Raw genomic sequence first — 17,306 nt, 5'->3', positions numbered from 1 at the left:
ACGTAAGTTATTGTAGCCCGGTGGTCTTTAATAAGTCCTCAAGAAAGTTTAAAGAAATCGTAAAGTTTATGCCATTTTAAAACCAATTCCCCAGACCGTCCGAATGTACTCATCCTCCGGATCGGCTGCTGCAATCTTTCTGCGCAGATTGCTGATATGGACGTTTACCGTGTTGTCCTCCCCATAATAACCGCCCTTCCATACCTGCTCATAAAGGTGCTCCCTCGAGTACACTTTTTCAGGGTCCTTAATCAAAAGATACAGAATATCATACTCATGCATGGTCAGGGGCAGCTCCTGTCCCCCGATCTCCGCTTTACGGGAGTCCGGATGGAGACGCAGTTTCTTATATCTGTATACCTCCGTATCCTTCTCCGTCTTCCCGGCTTCTATCTTATAACGCCTGAGGGCAGCGTATACTCTTGCCAGAACCTCCTCCGGTTCGAAGGGCTTGGTCAGATAATCGTCCGCGCCGCCTTTGAGGGCCGCTACTTTTGTCTCCAGGCCTGCCCGGGCAGAGAGCACCAGAATCGGCAGGTCCAGTTTTAGCTCCTCTCTTACGGATGTAATAAGCTCCTCTCCGCTCATCCCCGGCAGCATCAGATCGAGCAATATTAAATCAGGGGTCTCAAGTCCAAGCAGCAGTTTCGCTTCTGTTCCTGAAAATGCCTGGATCGTGTCATAACCGTCCTGCACCAGAATCCGTTGCAGTAAGCGGTTGATATCGGTGTCATCTTCCACAATTAAAATCTTGTGCCTGTCCATCTCTTCTCTCCTCCATACCGTCTTATTGTACACGAAAAAACTCTGGAAATAAAGAGGGGGATTTGGAATGGGAATCTGGGCTCATGGATGGGAGGGACGCCAGGCGGAGTGTAAGCCGCAGGCCTTCCTGCCTGTAAGGGTGGTTTAATATCCTGACCGCTTGGCGGAGAAGTTCTAATAGAGCCGGATGCCTCCGGCTCTATAAGAACTTCTAGTCGCCCGCTTTAAGGCGTTTTAAACCGCCCTTACAGGCAGGAAGGCCTGCGGCTTACACTCCGCCTGGCTGGTTCATCCGATCGGCAGGGAGGATTCTATTCGGGGTGGGATCCCTGGGCGGGTGCGGCGGATGGGGATTGGCTGGGCTGAACATCATAGAGGCTGGAGTTGTTACTTACGCATTTAAGTAGCGTGTGATTGAAAATTGACTGGCGTAAGGTATTATCCTGATTTGCTGTATCTGTTATTTTTTGCCCTGGTAGGTTCGGTATTTTTGGTAGGCCAGGATCAGGCAGGATACGGCGACGGCCAGGGCGGTTAGGAGATGCCGGTGGATCTGGGCGGCGGTGAATCCAAAGCTCCAGTTCATGGGGAGGTACATGGGCATGGATGCCATGAAGTGGTTTACTGCACGAGTAAGGCTGTATCCCAGTATCCACATGGGGGCAAAGACTTTGAGCCAGACCACGGGGATCAGGTAGAGGGATAGTGAAACGACTACGGTCAGGAAGGAATTTCTGCACAGGGCGGAGGCTGCCAGGACACATCCGGTCAGCAGGAGCCCTCCTGCCAGGCCCAGGGCCGATATGGACAGAAGGAATCCCCCGATGCTGCCGGGGCCGTAACCGAAAAAGCTGGCTCCCGCCAGGACGGCTGAAGCATCCAGGCCCTGTGTGCCGTATACGAGCAGATAGATGAACCAGATATATGCCGTTACCATGAGGTATACGATGGCGGTAAAGGAAAGCGCTGCTGCGATCTTCAGATAGATGCAGCTCTTTTTTCCCCGCTGTGTGGACAGAAGGATGTCCGCTGTCCGCAGTGTGTATTCCTCCGCAAATACTGGTGAAAGCCCGATGATTAGGATTACGTATAGTAACAGGATGCCCATCATACCGTAAATCTCCTGGAAATCCTGCCAGCCATAGAAGTAGTCAAATTGAAGATTATCCTTTAGGAGCGGCGCTGCGTTTTGTTCCCACTTTTCGCCCTCATAAAACCGGATTTGGGACGGATCATTTCCGCTGGTCTGGTTATAATTTGTCATCTGCTCTGTTACAAATTTGCTGCAGAAATTTCCTGCATAGCTTTCTGTTTTATCATCATAATAATAGAATCCGTATTTATCATAGATTTCCTGCACCTTCTCCCGTGTCAGCATTCCTGCATACTCTGCGGTCAGCTTCCGGTCCTTTTCTATGGCCTCTTTTCCATGATAACTTTGTCCGTCAATCGTTACAGAATAGTCTTTCTGTTCAGCGTAAAGACGGAAGGTTATAAAGGAGAGGAGCAAAAGCACACCGCACCAGATTACTTTCCGGGATGCAATTTTATAGATCTCTTTTTTCCAGATTTCCCACATGATCCGACGCCTCCTCAAAATAATACATATACACATCCTCCAGCCCGGGCTGTACCGGCACTGCTCCCTCGCAGGGACAAGTTTCTGAGACAAGCCGGAGATAGATCCTGTCCCCTTCATTTCTTAGGTTGCTGACCGAAAAAGCCGCATTCATCCGCAGTGCCTCTGCTTCATCCGCCCGATATTCCCATACCCGGCCTTTCACGCTCTCCGTCACTGCCCCCGGTGATCCCTGTTCTACAATACATCCTGCCTTCATAAGAAGAATTTCATCCGCTATGAACTCTACGTCCGAAACAATGTGGGTGGACAAAATTACAATCCGGCTTTTGGACAACGCGCTGATGATGTTGCGGAACCGGATTCTTTCTTTGGGGTCCAGGCCGGATGTAGGCTCATCTAAAATCAGAATTTCCGGCTCATTTAAAAGAGCCTGGGCGATTCCCAGCCTTCGGATCATTCCTCCTGAAAACGTTCGGATTTTCTGCTTTTGCTCATTTTTCAGCCCGACCAGTTCCAATACTTCCTGTACCTTCCCTCCGGCGATCTCTTTTGGAACCGCTTTACACGCTGCCAGATATTCCAGATACCGCTTTGCTGTAAAATCCGGATAATAGCCAAAATCCTGGGGCAGGTACCCCAGCATGCAGCGGTACTCACCGTCCAGAACCCGGATCGGTACACCATTGCAGAGTATATCACCCGAAGTGGGCCTGAGGACGCCACAGAGCATCCGAAGCAGCGTGGTCTTACCTGCACCATTTGCCCCCAGGAATCCGTATACTCCCGACTTTAGCCGGAGTGATACTTTATCCACTGCAATTTTATTTTTAAACTGTTTTGTCACTCTGTCTAATATTAATTCAGGCATAACCCTTCCCCTCTTTCTATCTTTTCCAACATATAGCGTATTTCCGCCGCCAGCAGCAGACAGCCCGCAGCCGCCAGTACTCCCCATACCGGTAAATATACCGCCTTATAGGCATCCTCCATGAACACCGGGATAAGCGCAAGCAGCCCGCCGATCAATCCCGCCGAAACCTGCCAAAAACCCGGCCATATGCTCCGGAGTGCGGTCAGCATATACAGATACAGTAAATCTGACCACAGAAAAGGAACCAGCATATACAAAAGACAGGCTCCGGCTCCGGCTTCATTCTGTCCGCCTGCGATACCCACAATCATTCCTAATACAAGCAGATCTGCCGCCCCTCCAAACAGCATCTGGATACAGACCATCTGTTTCAGGTTCAGATACAGCGTCTGTTCCAGTTCAGCCATATTCCGTGAGAAAAGCCGGCCCAGACCGCTCAATCCAATATTGCCCGCAAATACCAGAAATACAGCGCAGACAGAGATGGCTCCCTCTCCGTCTGCTTCTGCTCTGCTGAGATATAGAACCAGCGCCATGGCGGCCACAAGTATCCCGCCCTGCACAGCCCAGTACTTCCACGACTGAAACTTAAGCTGGCTCCGGATATTTGCCGCCAGAGACGGATACTTGCGGATTTGCTTTTTTTCCGCAGCCCGGCCAATCCTCCCCAGACTTTCCATCTTTCTTTTTTCATCCAGCGGAAATCTCCAGGATTCCCTTTCCGGTTGTCTATCCATAAAAATCCTCCTTGTCCAAAAGCTGCTGCAGCTTGCCGAGTCCCTGATTAACCCTGGACTTAACCGCTGCACAGGATGCCCCGGTCATGCGGGCAATCTCACGGTTTTTATAGCCATAAAAGTGATGCAGAAGAACTGCCTCCCGCTGTATATCCGGAATCTTCAGAAGCGCTTCCGCCAGCAGCCGGCTCTGCTCCAGCTCCTCCATGGCCTGTACGGTGGTATCCGTTTCCCGCCCCTCTGATGCCGTTATATCCCCGGCTGCTGCCCTGCCGGATCCCGCCGCATTCCCATTGATATTTTCCACCGTTTCCGTAACCAGGCGCGTCCGCCCCGTCTCGTGAAAATATCTCCTGCACAGATTCATGGCAATCGTCAGCAGATAGCCTTTCAGATTCCTGTACCTGTACTGCTCTGCGTACCGTATAAAGCGGAGAAACGTCTCCTGTGCCAGATCATAGGCGTCTTCCCGGCTGCCGGTCTGATAACAGCAGAAATAGTAAATATCATCATAATATTTTTCGGCAATTTCATTCAGATATTCCTTCTGCCCGTTCTGAATCCGCCTGATCAGTTCCCTGTCCTCCAAAAAACGCTTCCCCCTTTCTCTTTTTGTAAAACGTCTTACTCTCTATATAATCCTGTATATAACCAAAAGGATTTAAAATAAGCAAAAAAATCCCCGATATGTACTTTTCTGCCATACCGGGAATGAATGCTCATCTCTTTTTTAAATTATAAGCCACCTAAAAAAGCCGTTTTCGCAGCTTACTCCATATGTGCCTCTGCACATAATCATATGCCCTGTCATAAATCCAAAGCCCTGCCTGCCCCGCAGCAATCAGCCCTGCCATCCATGCCGGGGAAAGATTCCTGCCGAACAAAAGCTGCTGGAACACGATCAGCGCAGGAATATATAAAATATTAAAAATGATATACTTAATCGCCCAGAACAACGCCTTTCTGTTTACCCTGGCCTCAGTCCGGCCCAGCATCACAAACGCTTGTTCCGCCGCAAGTATATAAAAGCCCATGGCCGCAAAAGATACGACATAAATCTTATTCGGCGCCACGATAAATCCGAGCAGCACCGCCGCGATATAGAAGGCCGCACCTGTCCGCATTCCCGTCTCACGGATAATAATACCCACGAAATAGGACGCCGCCGCCAGAAGAAATAAGGTATTAGATTCTATCACGCTGCCCAGCACCATACAGACAATTGTCAAAGCCAGCAGCAGTCCTCCAAAAGCCATTTTCTTAGCCTTTACATGCATGAACAAAGATCTCCTCCCATACATTCACATAAGCTGTCCGCACACCACAGGTCACAGCACAGGTTTCCCGTACCGCAAGATTGATTGTTGCCGCCGTATCCGCCGCCATATGGATTATTCTGATACAGCTGGCTGTTCCACTCGAGCTGGTTTAACAGCTGGCGGTACTGCGGATTACCGGGATCCAGATTCACGGCCTGGCCCGCATGATCCTTTGCCAGCACGTTATTGCCCATGCCCATGTTAGCCGCCGCACTCAGATAATACCATTGTGCATCCCGCTGCGGCATACGGTTCAGAAGATTGACTGCTTCCTGATAGCGCCTCGAATTGATATAATTGACGGCAGCCTGCATCTCTGCATTCTGCGGCCCGCTGCTCTGCTGGTAACCGCCTGCAGAACCGCCATAACCGTAGCCATAACCGCCGGAACTGCTTCCTGAACCATAGCCTGCATAACCGCCGCCCTGCTCCCGCTCTTTCATGATTACATCATAGGCTTCCTGTACTTCCTTGAACTTCTCCTCCGCCAGGTCAGCCAGCGGATTATTCACGTTGGCATCCGGATGATATTTTCTGGTCAGATCCCTGTATGCTTTTTTTATGTCATCATCCGATGCATTCTGAGAAACTCCCAGCACATCATATGGATTCTTTGTCATTCTGATTATCCTCACTTTTCTTCTTTTGTTCCTGCATCTTACGATAACGGGTCCACACACCATCATATAATATATTCCGCAAAATGTCTACATCTAATAAACAGGGAAGCAGTTCAAACTGCGCACTGCATTCTGCGATCATCATACAGAGAAGTTCCTTGCACCGCTCCTCATAGTCCTCCCTCCGGCTCAGTTCCTTCAGAGGGTTGTAGCATCCGGCCTTCTTGTCCTTCTCCAGGTCTTCGTATGCGTCCATGATATAGATAAATTTTCCAAGGTAAAAAGCCATCTTGCGGAGCCTTCCCTCCCACAGGTCTTCCCGGAACACAAACATCTCTGCCATCAGCCTGCCGAAACACCCGGCTGTCTTGTCGATATCCTGCGTTGCTTCTTTTTCAAAGTCTGCAAGATTTTTCAGTTCTTCCTCTATCACACGGCTCTGCCTCGGATACTTCTCCACGACCTTCTGCGCCCTGCCCTTAAGGGCATGATACCCCGCGAAACCGCTGATCTTCTTCTCATCCTCCCAATCGTCCTTCTGATGATAATAGGCCAGGAGCACGTTCATATCCGCCGCATATTCCGTAATTTCATTCTGGAGCATATTCTGCTTTTTCACTGGATGAACCTTGCAGCGATGGCTGGAGAATCTGGTTTCACTCTCATATAATGAAGTCAGCAAAATAACCGCGAACGTCATGTCATAGGTCAGGGTCAGCTGTCCCAGGCCCCCGAAGCGCTCCTTCAGCGTCCGGCACAGTCCACAGTAATATGCTCTATATTTCCTTAAATCTTTTACCTTGAGTTCAGGCTCACATATCGTTACATAACCAAACATAGTCCGCACAAGTAATGTATCCCTGATACATTTTCTCCTTTTTGCTGCATATGTATGCTATTATAACATCAAAATTTCTCATTGCAAAGATATTTTTCGGGATTTAGGGACGTAGTTTTTTTCGGGGTGGGGGACGCTCCATGAAGGGAGAGCCGAAGGCCCCCGGAAGAACATACCTGTTATGAAAAATCGCGGACACGAACCTAAGTAATTCTAGTCGGGAACCGGCCATGGAAATGGAGCACTGCTGACACATCACGTGAAATCTGATGATTTCACGCGCTGGGTCAGCAGCTTCATTGATTCGGAATCAATGAAGCTCTCCATTTTCATGACCGGTTCCCGCCAAGAATTACTAAGGTCCGCTTAAGCGATTTTTCATAACAGGTATGTTCTTCCGGGGGCCTTCGGCTCTCCCTTCATGGAGCTGGCGCATCCGGCCGGCAGGAAAAGACTCGTTCCTCAGATGGAGCCTTAGACGGGGGCAGCTTATGGTATTGGATCAGGGGGAAATTTTTTGTCCCCGGAAAGTTTTATTAGGGCACACTTCCCGGCATTTTGGTTATTAGAGGCCCCATCCGCGCCGAGGCTAAAGCTCGCCGCTAATTCTCGTAGCTAATTAGCAATTCTTAGAAGCGGACATGGATACTTAGCACGCCGTCGTTGTAGCGTGCGCTGATTTTCCCATGCATCTGTTCCGTCAATATTTTTGCAATGGAAAGGCCCAGCCCTGTTGACTTATCTGCTGCCTCGACCGTGTAGAAGCGGTCGAACAGTCTTCCGACCTGGATCTCGTTGAGCCGGGATGCATGATTGGAAAAGATTATCTCACCATCTTCCCGCAGCATAATATGGAGGTCGCCATCGCTGTATTTTAACGCATTGTTTATAATATTGCTGAAAATCCGGGATACTGATTTTTTGTCCAGCCTGCGCCTGATTTTTTCTTCCGGTATGGAGATCTGCGGTTCAATACGGCTGTTTTTCAGGGCGGCATAATATGCAGATATACTTTCTTCCAGAACGTGATTTAATATGATATCTTCCTCATTGGCGTCCCTGTGTACTGATGTGATCACAGAGTAGCGGAAAAGTTCCTCCGTGAGCTGTTTTAATGTTTCGGAACGCTCTTTTATGACCGCCAGGTATCTGCCGGCTGTCTCTGATATTTCTTCCTGTTCCAGCAGATCCAGGTAGCCGCAGATTGCGGTCAGAGGGGTGCGAAGATCGTGAGAGATATTCGTAACCGCCTCTTTCAGTTCATAATCTCCCTGCTGAAATCGGCGGCGCTGTGCACGAAGTTCCCTGAGCTGCACGTTGATCTCTTCGGCAAGCCTGCACATATAGCGGTCACGGGTAGAAAGGAGGATCAGGGTATTCGTGTCATTCTCCAGCTTCTCGACAAATTGAGAGTGTATTTCATCGCCCGCCCGGTGAAGCAGAACGATTTTGACAAGCAATATGACGACTGTGATTCCAAGAACTGCACATAAAATACCGAGCCAGAGCATGACACGTCCTCCTTTCCTTTGAGCATTCCCGGACATTCTTTTGCACCTGTTTTTGCGGCTGAATTGCCGGGAGTACTCACTTGATATCCTTTTTCCGGAAGAAAAACAGGCCGGCCCCTGTTGCCGCAATGGTGATTGCCGCAGAATACCCGGCCAGCCTCCATGGGCTTACCGCCTCCATCGACGTTATCTGGAGGGATTGGCATGTAGGTATAACATCATAGAGAAATGTATACACTTCCCGCTTTGTGCCGCTGAGGTAATTGGGATTAGGCTCTTCTTCGACCTCCACGATTTCCCCGCTTTCATCCTTATATACGTAGCCCTCATATACTTTTGGTTCATAGAGCTTTGCCCGGATATAAATGGCCCCAAAGAGCAGAATAAATACACCCAGCATATTGATCACCGCCACAAGTGCTTTGTTCTGGTTCAGCATTGCAACCATTGTAAAAACGGCAGTAAAGGCCAGCGACATGATAACGCTGCACAAAATCAATCCCAGAATCACCTGAATATCCGTCTGGAAAAATCCCAGCAGACAAGTTCCAATCATTCCTGCCGGCAGAAAATAGGCCGCACACATCAGCAGCCCTGCCGCTGAACATACCAGAAAGTGCGAGAGATAAACCTGAATTCTGCCATGACCGATTACAATCTTATTCCGTATCGTTCCGTCACTATATTCCGTGCCCACAAACAGGCTGCAGAATGCTGACAACAGAATTCCAATGTAGACAGCATATACAAAAAATGAACTCTCCAGGGGAATTTTGTATCCTCCCTGATTCATATCGATATAGTTCATGACAGGACTTAGAATTCCCACTGCCAACATAAATATCATACCGATCCAGAATACCTTGTCTTTTTTGAGTCTCGCAAAGTCTGCAGATAAAAGTTTACTCATAGCTGCCACCTCCTACAAGACTGACGTAATAGCTTTCCAGGCTTTCATCCCGGATATTCATGGACAGCACTTCACAGTTCATTTCTGCAAGCTCCAGTACCAAAGCGGTTACATTTACACTGGCAAAGATGTCCGCCTGGCTGTCAGACAGGATCTCATACTCCAGTTCCATCCGGTCCAGCACCTTTGACAACGCCCCCGTGTCTGTCACTTCCACACGCACACACTTACGGCAGGCAGCCTCCAGTTCCGGTGCACTGATCTCCTTAATCATATGTCCCCTGTCAATAAAACCATAATGCGTGGCAAGACGGGACAGTTCATCCAGAATATGGCTGGAAATCAAAACGGTAATCTGCCGCTCCCGGTTCAGCTTTAGAATCAGCTCCCGCATCTCGATGATCCCCTGCGGGTCCAGACCATTAGCCGGTTCATCCAATACCAGAAAATCCGGATCACCCGCCAGTGCAATTGCGATTCCCAGTCGCTGCCGCATCCCCAGGGAAAAGTTCTTTGCCTTTTTCTTTCCGGTATCTTCCAGTCCCACCAGCCTAAGAAGCTCCGGTATCGTATCAAAAGACGGCAGACCCAGGATGCGGTACTGCTCCTTCAGATTATCCTGTGCAGTCATATCCAGATAGATAGAGGGGGTTTCCACTACTGCCCCCATTCTGCGGCGGGATTGTGCAATCTCTGCGCCTCTGCCGCCGGCCCCATAGAGCGTATACTGCCCAGATGTCGGTTCCTGCAGGCCACATATGAGCCGGATCAGTGTTGTCTTACCGGCGCCGTTTTTACCCACAAAACCATAGATTGCCCCTTTCGGAACATGTATGGAAAAATTATTCAATGCTTTAAAATGTCCGTATTGTTTGCTTAAAGAATCGGTTGTCAGAACATATTCCATTTATTTTGCCTCCTTTTATTTGATACTGGCATTCTAACTGATAAAGGTTAAGACAGCAGTAAAGAAGGCAGTAAAGAAATCGTAAAGATTTTATTCTTCTTTCAGTTTGAAACCAATTCCCCAGACGGCTTCAATATAATCCCTGCCCCCGGCTTCCCGCAGCTTCCTTCTCAGATTGCTGATATGAACCTTTAGAGAGCTTTCCACACAGTCGGGGGTATCCTCACTGATTCTGTCCAGTATCACAGACTTTGGTATCACCTGAGAAGGATTTTTCATAAGAAGCTTTAAAATCGCAAACTCTGTTTTCGTCAGATGGACTCCGCATTCATTCACACTGACAGAATGTGCGGACAAATCCATGGACAATTTCTCCCATTTAAGAACAGAAGAGGCCTCTGTACAGGATCTGTTGCGAAATTGAACCTCAATTCGTGCAAGCAGCTCCTGTATATCAAACGGTTTCGTAACATAATCCGCTGCCCCGCCCAGCAGCAGCTCCACCTTATCACTGACTTCCGCTTTCGCACTGATCACAATCACAGGAATCCCCTTTATCTCAGGAAGCACTTCCTCTCCGCTTAACCCCGGCAGCATCAGATCCAACAGGATCAGGTCCGGCCTGTTCGCCTCCAGATAAAGAAGCGCCTCTGTCCCAGAATACGCGCGGGAAACCCTGAACCCCTCCCTGGCCAGCGCCTCCTCCAGCATATTCCCGATACTTACATCGTCATCTATAATCATAATATTCTTAATCAGAACCACCTCCCGCTTAGTTACAATTAATACACTGAAGTCTATTATAGGGGACAAGGGGGATAATAGCAACTGTGGGATTACTCGTATAGATGAGGGACGCTTAATGACAGGGATGCCGGGAAGGGGATGGGGCTATATATGCCGGTTCGAAATGCACCCGTGCTGCCAACTGCTTCTAGGTCAACCGGTGCCGGCCAGGCGGGTACGCAGAACACATCACGGGAAATCTGATGATTTCCCGCGCTGGGTTCTGCAAAAACTTGATTTGGTAATCAAGTTTTTCCCCGCCTGGCCGGCACCGGTTGTCCAAGAAGCAGTAGGCGCACTCCAGCATGCTCGAACCGGCATATATAGCCCCATCCCCTTCCCGGCATCCCTGTCATTAAGCTGGCGCATCCGAACGGTAGTTAAGAGATTATTATCCGGAGGGACTTCTACGGGTGCAGCGGATGTGGGCTGACTGCACATAATCGTTCATCTGCCCGGCAGGAAATGGCACATTCCCGGGTGGTATATTAGTCCAAGTGGATCGGAAATGTTTAAAAACTTACTGGGAATAAAAGTTCCACCAATTCACTTCCCATACGCTGCCCCGTCTAAGGAACCTCCATGGAAACGGGTTTCACTTCCCGTCGGATGCACCAGCTCGAGGAAGGGAGAGCTGTGAGCCTTCAGAAGAATATGCCTGTCCTTTCTATACGCTAAAGCGGATCTTAGAAATACCAGGCGTGGTACAGCCGTGAAAATGGAGAGATTTTTTGATCCCGAATCAAAAAATCAGCTGACCCAGCGCGAGAAATCATCAGATTTCTCACGATGTGTCAGCTGTGCTCCATTTTCGCGGCTGTACCATGCCTGGTATTTCTTAGGTCCGTGTCCGCGTATAGAAAGGACAGGTATATTCTTCTGAAGGCTCACGGCTCTCCCTTCCTCGAGCGTCCCATCCGCCAAAAAAGTATCTCGTTACCGTTCCCCCGCATAAGGCAGTCTTCCAAACCTGATCTTCACATATTCCTTTATAATCTCCCCAGTCTTTTCAAATCCGACTTTACCGCTGTCGATACTCAAGTCATAATTCTTCGCATCATCCCATTCCAGACCTGTATAGTACCTATGAAAATTCCCCCGGTATTTATCAATTTCTTCCACATACCGCTCCAGCTCTTTTCCGGTCAGCGCAACGCGCTCTCCTGCCCTGTCCAGGCAGAATTGCTTGTTCGCATGTACAAAAACGCTGATTGCATTGGGATTATCACGGAGCACAAACCCGGCGCAGCGCCCGATAATCACACAGGATTCTTTTTCCGCCAGTTCCTTCATAATCTTTGCCTGATAGTAAAACAGGTTCTCGGTCGAAACAAAGTTGTCCCGGCCCGGAGGAATCAACTGTCCGTCATAGATATGCTTGGATATCCCGAACAGTTTGCCCGACTGGATCTTTTCATCGGCCTCGTTAAATAATGCTTCGTTAATTCCGCTGTCATCCGATGCCATTCGCAGGATGTTTCTTCCATAGCATGGAATGCCAAGTTCTCTGGCAAGATCTTCACCAATCGTCTTTCCACCGCTTCCAAACTGCCTCTGAATTGTAATAATAATGTTGTCCACAAGTACACCCCCTCTTATTCACCCAGATAAGCTTTCTTAATTGACTCATCGTTCATCAGTGCTTTCGCTTCTCCTGTAAGCACTATATTCCCGGTTTCAAGAACATATGCTCTGTCTGCAATTCCCAATGCCTTTTTTGCATTTTGTTCCACGAGCAGCACGGTTGTGCCGCCGGCGCTTACTTCTTTGATGATATCAAATATTTCATTTACGAAGATGGGGGAAAGTCCCATGGAAGGTTCATCCATCAGAATGATTTTCGGATGGCTCATCAGCGCCCTCCCCATAGCAAGCATCTGCTGCTCGCCGCCACTTAAGGTTCCTGCCGCCTGGTTCCTGCGCTCCTTCAGCCTCGGGAAACGCTTATATACCATCTCTAGTGTCTGTTCTATCTCCGTTTTATCTGATCTTGTATAGGCTCCAAGCTTCAGGTTCTCATATACTGAAAGCTGCGCAAACACACGTCTTCCTTCCGGTACGTGCGCCATTCCCATGGATACAATCTTATGGGCAGGTGTCTTCGTGATATCGGTTCCCTCGAATTCTATTCTTCCGGCTTTTGGTGCAATCAACCCTGTAACTGTGTGGAGAATCGTCGTTTTCCCCGCACCATTTGCCCCAATCAGCGCGATGACCTCGCCTTCTTTTACTTCGAAGGATATCCCTTTGATTGCCTGGATTACCCCGTAATATACTTCCAAATCTGTAATTTTCAACATTGACAACTATATCCCCTCCTATTCGCCTAAGTAAGCCGTAATTACTTCCGGATTACTGAGCACTTCTTTTGTATCTCCCTGGGCAAGCACCTGTCCAAAGTTCAGTACCGTCAGCTTCTCACAGATTCCGCTGACCAGCTTCATATCATGCTCAATCAGAAGGATCGTCATCTTGAATTCTTTTTGTACAAACTTGATCGTATCCATCAGTTCATTCGTCTCGTTCGGGTTCATGCCGGCCGCAGGTTCGTCCAGCAGCAGGAGCTTTGGATTCGTTGCAAGAGCTCTTGCGATCTCCAGCTTCCGCTGTTTTCCATAGGGAAGATTGGATGCAAGATATTCCGACTCTTTATCAAGATCGAAGACCTTTAATAATTCCATCGCTCTTTCGTCCATCTCTTTTTCCACCCTGTGGTAGCGTGGAAGCCTCAGAATCCCCTCCACGGTACTGTAACGATGTCCATTGTGGAGGCCTGCCTTTACATTATCCCGGACAGTCAATGCTGAAAAAAGGCGGATATTCTGAAAGGTCCGGGCCACACCGGCTCTGTTAATGTCGATGGTTTTTTTCCCTGTTATATCTTTGCCGTCGAGGAGGATCTTGCCTTCCGTCGGTTGGTAGACACCTGTCAGCAAATTAAAAATGGTTGTCTTACCCGCTCCGTTCGGCCCAATCAGCCCATAGAGCTGGCCAGGTTCGACAGCGACATCGAAAGCGTCTACCGCACGGAGACCTCCGAATGAGATACCCAGATTCTTTACTTCTAATAGAGCCATCTTAGTTCCCTCCCTTCGCTGCATGGTCTTTTCTGCCAAATAACTTCTTCAGGGAATGGCGCGCCTTCCAGTCCTGAGCCTTAGGGCTCCAGTTAAAGAGCATCATAACAATCAATACGACCGCATAGATCAGCATACGGTAATCATTGAGCCCGCGGAGCACTTCCGGAAGAAGGGTAAGAATGACTGCCGCAATAATAGATCCGCGCATATTTCCAATTCCGCCGAGCACCACAAATACCAGAATCATGATGGACATATTGTATCCAAAATTTTTCGGAAGCGCTGTCAGTGTTGCAAGGTTATGTGCATAGAGGACGCCCGCCACACCTGCAAGACTGGCAGAGATTGCGAATGCCATTAATTTATATTTTGTAATATTGATTCCGATAGATTCTGCAGCAATACGGTTATCGCGGATCGCCATAACTGCACGTCCATCCCTGGAATTCATCAGATTAAGAATGATAAACAAGGTAATCAAAACCAGAATCACGCCGATTGTAAATGTAGAATTCTTCGGTGTTCCTGAGATTCCCTGCGCACCTTTTATGATTACTTCGCCGCCCGCTTCAAGGTTGAGCGACATCTGGTCCTTCAATGAAAAATGGAATCCGGATGAATCTTTTCCAACGTATAAAACATTCATCACATTTTTAATAATTTCCCCAAATGCCAGCGTCACAATCGCCAGATAATCTCCGCGCAGGCGAAGAACTGGAATTCCGATTAATATACCGAAAACTGCCGCCACCAGCGCACCAATCAGAATGGCCAGGAAAAAACGAAGCCCGTCCGGCATGGTTCCAAAGGTGCACTTTGAAAAAAAGGCTCCGGTAAACGCACCGATACACATGAAGCCCGCATGTCCAAGACTCAGTTCCCCCAGCACACCCACCGTAAGATTCAGGGAGAGCGCAAGAATAACATAAGTGCAAAGCGGCACTAAAAGCCCCTGCATCAGGTTGGACATGCTGCCCGATAATACGAATATCTGCACAATAATATAGGCCAGAATCACTATGCCATATGTAATAAAATTATTTTTTGTAGTCTTTAGCATCTTCTTTTTCATCTGTCCCACCTACACTTTCTCATTGATCTTCTTGCCCAGAATACCGGTAGGCTTCACAAGCAGCACAATAATCAGGACACCAAAAACAATTGCATCCGAAAGCTGTGAGGAGATATATGCCTTGGAAAGGATCTCGATCACACCAAGAATCACACCGCCGAGAAGTGCGCCCGGGATAGAACCGATTCCTCCAAACACCGCTGCTACAAACGCCTTAATACCCGGCATGGAGCCTGTATAAGGCGTCAGGGATGGATATGCAGAACACAAGAGCACGCCTGCAATTGCTGCCAGGCCGGAACCGATCGCGAATGTAAGGGAAATCGTCTTGTTGACATTTACCCCCATCAGCTGCGCTGCACCTTTATCCTCGGATACAGCCAGCATGGCCTGCCCTGGTTTTGTTTTCATAAACATAGTCAGGATAATCATAATTACAAGACATGTTACAATCGTCACAATCGTCTCTCCTGAGATAATCAGCTTACCGCCCGCCAGATTCAGCGCCGGAACCTTCACCACAGATGTGAAGGATTTCGGATTTGCACCAAATAAAAGGAGCGCAATGTTTTGTAAAAAGTAACTGACACCAATCGCAGTAATCAGTACGGCCAGCGGCGAAGCTCCTCTAAGCGGCTTGTATGCCAGTCTTTCAATCACGATACCAAGTATGGTACAGATTACAACAGACAGTAAAACTGCCAGCAGCGGATTCATCCCTGTTGCGCTCGTAGTTATGAACACAACAAAACTGCCAATCATAATGACATCACCATGAGCGAAGTTCAACATCTTGGCAATACCATAAACCATGGTATATCCCAGCGCTATGATCGCATAGACACTGCCAAGGCTTATGCCATTAATTAAATACGACAAAAAACTCATAAGGCACCTCTTTCTCATTCTTTTTTCTCACAAAAGTATAGCATATACGGGCGATTCCGACAATATTTTTATGCAATCCCGTTTTCTCTGTAAAAAAGAACGAAGAACCACATGCCGGCAGTTCTCCGCTCTCTTTTGCCTTTTTTCTGTTATTACTTGCTTTAGCTCTGCTATTACATCGCTTTATATGCACCGTCTGTGATGACAACTGCTTTTGGAGACTTGTTCGGTTCTCCGTCAGCTGTCCATGTAATTCCTTCTTCTCCGCCGGTCAAACCTTCAATCTTGATTGCTGTCATGCCTTTTTTAGCCGCCTCGCAGATGTCAGAAGCGCTCATGTCCGGAGTCACATTCTCCGCTTCAAATGCAGCCTTCAGCGCATACATTCCATCATAAGCGTCTGCTGCAAACTGGTTCGGGATGTCGCCGTATTTTTCTTTGTATGCAGAAACAAATTTCTGTGTTGCCTCATCCTCTGCATCTGCTGCAAATGGTGTAAGAAGCATTACGCCTTCCGCGAGTGATGTATCAAAGTTCTCAACGGCAAGAATTCCATCCAGGCCGTCGCAGCCGAAGAATTTCGTATCGAATCCAGATTTTTTAGCCTGGTCAAGGATCAGAGATGCTTCGGTATAGTAGATTGGCAGGAATACCAATTCCGCACCCGCATCTTTGGCTTTCTGAATCTGTGTAGAGAAGTCTTTGTTGTTGTCGGCGGTAAATGCTTCTGCTGCAACAATCTCAAAATCCTGATTCTTTGCTTCTTCTGCAAACTTTTCATAAATACCGGATGAATATACATCAGAGCTGTCATAGATTACAGCTACCTTTGACGCCAGCTTATTCTCTCCGATATATTTAGCGGATGCCAGCCCCTGGTTAGGATCTGAGAAGCATACGCGGAATGCGTTGTCGTACTGTACACATTCTACTGCTGAACCGGATGGTGTTAGTAAGAACATGTTGTCTGCATATGCCTCATTGGCTACTGCAACACACGGCGTGGATGTTACAGTCCCAAGCAGCGCCTGCATCCCCCAGTCTTTCAGTGTGTTATAAGCATTAACAGCCTTTTCCGCATCGTGCTCATCATCCTGGAAGTTCAGTTCAATCTGCTTGCCATTGATGCCGCCTGCCTCATTAATCTCAGCGACTGCCAGCTCTGCTGCGTTTTTCACTGCCTGTCCGTAAACAGCCACTCCGCCTGTGGTTGGTCCGATGCCTCCAATCTTGAAGGTATCGCCGTCAGAAGAACCTGAATCCGTGCTCTCTGCAGAGCTCTTTGAGGTACTGTCTTTGGCACTGTCATCGGCACTCTTTTCTTTGCCTCCGCATCCTGCTGCTCCAAGCACCATCATGCCTGCCAAAAGAATGCTTAAAATTGCTTTTCCTTTTTTCATAAAAAATTCCTCCCTTTTGT

18 protein-coding genes are annotated in these 17,306 nt (G+C 48.4%); all 18 read right to left on the bottom strand.

Features of this window, described 5'->3' with window-relative positions; genetic code table 11:
- Positions 1–66 precede the first annotated feature (66 nt).
- On the bottom strand, positions 67–765 hold the full coding sequence (locus GKG43_RS06160; protein ID WP_055154495.1) for a response regulator transcription factor: 699 nt from the start codon (positions 763–765) through the stop codon (positions 67–69).
- Between the two features lie 460 nt (positions 766–1,225).
- Positions 1,226–2,344, bottom strand: coding sequence for an ABC transporter permease subunit (locus tag GKG43_RS06155; RefSeq protein ID WP_055154497.1), 1,119 nt, complete (start codon positions 2,342–2,344; stop codon positions 1,226–1,228).
- The gene (locus tag GKG43_RS06150; RefSeq protein WP_055154499.1) at positions 2,313–3,215 is read right to left on the bottom strand and encodes an ABC transporter ATP-binding protein; all 903 of its coding nucleotides are present in this window, start codon (positions 3,213–3,215) and stop codon (positions 2,313–2,315) included. Before GKG43_RS06150 ends, GKG43_RS06155 begins: the two co-directional genes overlap by 32 nt.
- On the bottom strand, positions 3,203–3,955 hold the full coding sequence (locus tag GKG43_RS06145; protein ID WP_055154501.1) for a hypothetical protein: 753 nt from the start codon (positions 3,953–3,955) through the stop codon (positions 3,203–3,205). Before GKG43_RS06145 ends, GKG43_RS06150 begins: the two co-directional genes overlap by 13 nt.
- The gene (locus GKG43_RS06140; RefSeq protein ID WP_050641055.1) at positions 3,948–4,544 is read right to left on the bottom strand and encodes an RNA polymerase sigma factor; all 597 of its coding nucleotides are present in this window, start codon (positions 4,542–4,544) and stop codon (positions 3,948–3,950) included. Before GKG43_RS06140 ends, GKG43_RS06145 begins: the two co-directional genes overlap by 8 nt.
- Before the next feature lie 157 nt (positions 4,545–4,701).
- On the bottom strand, positions 4,702–5,232 hold the full coding sequence (locus GKG43_RS06135) for a hypothetical protein (protein WP_050641056.1): 531 nt from the start codon (positions 5,230–5,232) through the stop codon (positions 4,702–4,704).
- Complete coding sequence (locus tag GKG43_RS06130; RefSeq protein WP_055154503.1) at positions 5,223–5,894, bottom strand: J domain-containing protein; 672 nt, start codon at positions 5,892–5,894, stop codon at positions 5,223–5,225. Before GKG43_RS06130 ends, GKG43_RS06135 begins: the two co-directional genes overlap by 10 nt.
- The gene (locus tag GKG43_RS06125) at positions 5,875–6,732 is read right to left on the bottom strand and encodes a DUF5685 family protein (RefSeq protein WP_050641058.1); all 858 of its coding nucleotides are present in this window, start codon (positions 6,730–6,732) and stop codon (positions 5,875–5,877) included. Before GKG43_RS06125 ends, GKG43_RS06130 begins: the two co-directional genes overlap by 20 nt.
- A gap of 629 nt (positions 6,733–7,361) precedes the next feature.
- Positions 7,362–8,243: a HAMP domain-containing sensor histidine kinase gene (locus GKG43_RS06120; protein ID WP_055154504.1), complete on the bottom strand. Its 882-nt coding sequence runs from the start codon at positions 8,241–8,243 to the stop codon at positions 7,362–7,364.
- Positions 8,244–8,319: 76 nt separating this feature from the next.
- Positions 8,320–9,153 carry an ABC transporter permease subunit gene (locus tag GKG43_RS06115; protein ID WP_055154505.1) on the bottom strand — a complete coding sequence of 278 codons (834 nt, stop codon included), beginning with the start codon at positions 9,151–9,153 and terminating at the stop codon, positions 8,320–8,322.
- Complete coding sequence (locus GKG43_RS06110; RefSeq protein ID WP_129878877.1) at positions 9,146–10,060, bottom strand: ATP-binding cassette domain-containing protein; 915 nt, start codon at positions 10,058–10,060, stop codon at positions 9,146–9,148. Before GKG43_RS06110 ends, GKG43_RS06115 begins: the two co-directional genes overlap by 8 nt.
- Positions 10,061–10,150: 90 nt before the next feature.
- The gene (locus tag GKG43_RS06105; protein WP_025655522.1) at positions 10,151–10,816 is read right to left on the bottom strand and encodes a response regulator transcription factor; all 666 of its coding nucleotides are present in this window, start codon (positions 10,814–10,816) and stop codon (positions 10,151–10,153) included.
- Between the two features lie 966 nt (positions 10,817–11,782).
- Entirely contained in the window at positions 11,783–12,427 is a 645-nt protein-coding gene (locus tag GKG43_RS06100; RefSeq protein ID WP_025655521.1) for a cytidylate kinase-like family protein, read from the bottom strand.
- A gap of 14 nt (positions 12,428–12,441) precedes the next feature.
- A complete protein-coding gene (locus tag GKG43_RS06095) occupies positions 12,442–13,152 on the bottom strand; it encodes an ABC transporter ATP-binding protein (RefSeq protein WP_025655520.1) in 711 nt (236 codons plus the stop codon).
- Between the two features lie 12 nt (positions 13,153–13,164).
- A complete protein-coding gene (locus GKG43_RS06090) occupies positions 13,165–13,923 on the bottom strand; it encodes an ABC transporter ATP-binding protein (protein WP_025655519.1) in 759 nt (252 codons plus the stop codon).
- A gap of 1 nt (position 13,924) precedes the next feature.
- Positions 13,925–14,998: a branched-chain amino acid ABC transporter permease gene (locus GKG43_RS06085; protein ID WP_025655518.1), complete on the bottom strand. Its 1,074-nt coding sequence runs from the start codon at positions 14,996–14,998 to the stop codon at positions 13,925–13,927.
- Between the two features lie 9 nt (positions 14,999–15,007).
- A complete protein-coding gene (locus tag GKG43_RS06080; RefSeq protein WP_025655517.1) occupies positions 15,008–15,886 on the bottom strand; it encodes a branched-chain amino acid ABC transporter permease in 879 nt (292 codons plus the stop codon).
- Positions 15,887–16,059: 173 nt separating this feature from the next.
- Entirely contained in the window at positions 16,060–17,286 is a 1,227-nt protein-coding gene (locus tag GKG43_RS06075) for an ABC transporter substrate-binding protein (RefSeq protein WP_117440945.1), read from the bottom strand.
- Between the last annotated feature and the right edge of the window lie 20 nt (positions 17,287–17,306).

The sequence above is a fragment of the Eubacterium sp. BIOML-A2 genome (assembly GCF_009680135.1).
Lineage (GTDB): Bacteria > Bacillota > Clostridia > Lachnospirales > Lachnospiraceae > Faecalicatena > Faecalicatena contortus_B.
The sequence above is the reverse complement of the archived record's forward strand: the minus strand, read 5'-3'. Positions and strand labels throughout refer to the sequence as shown.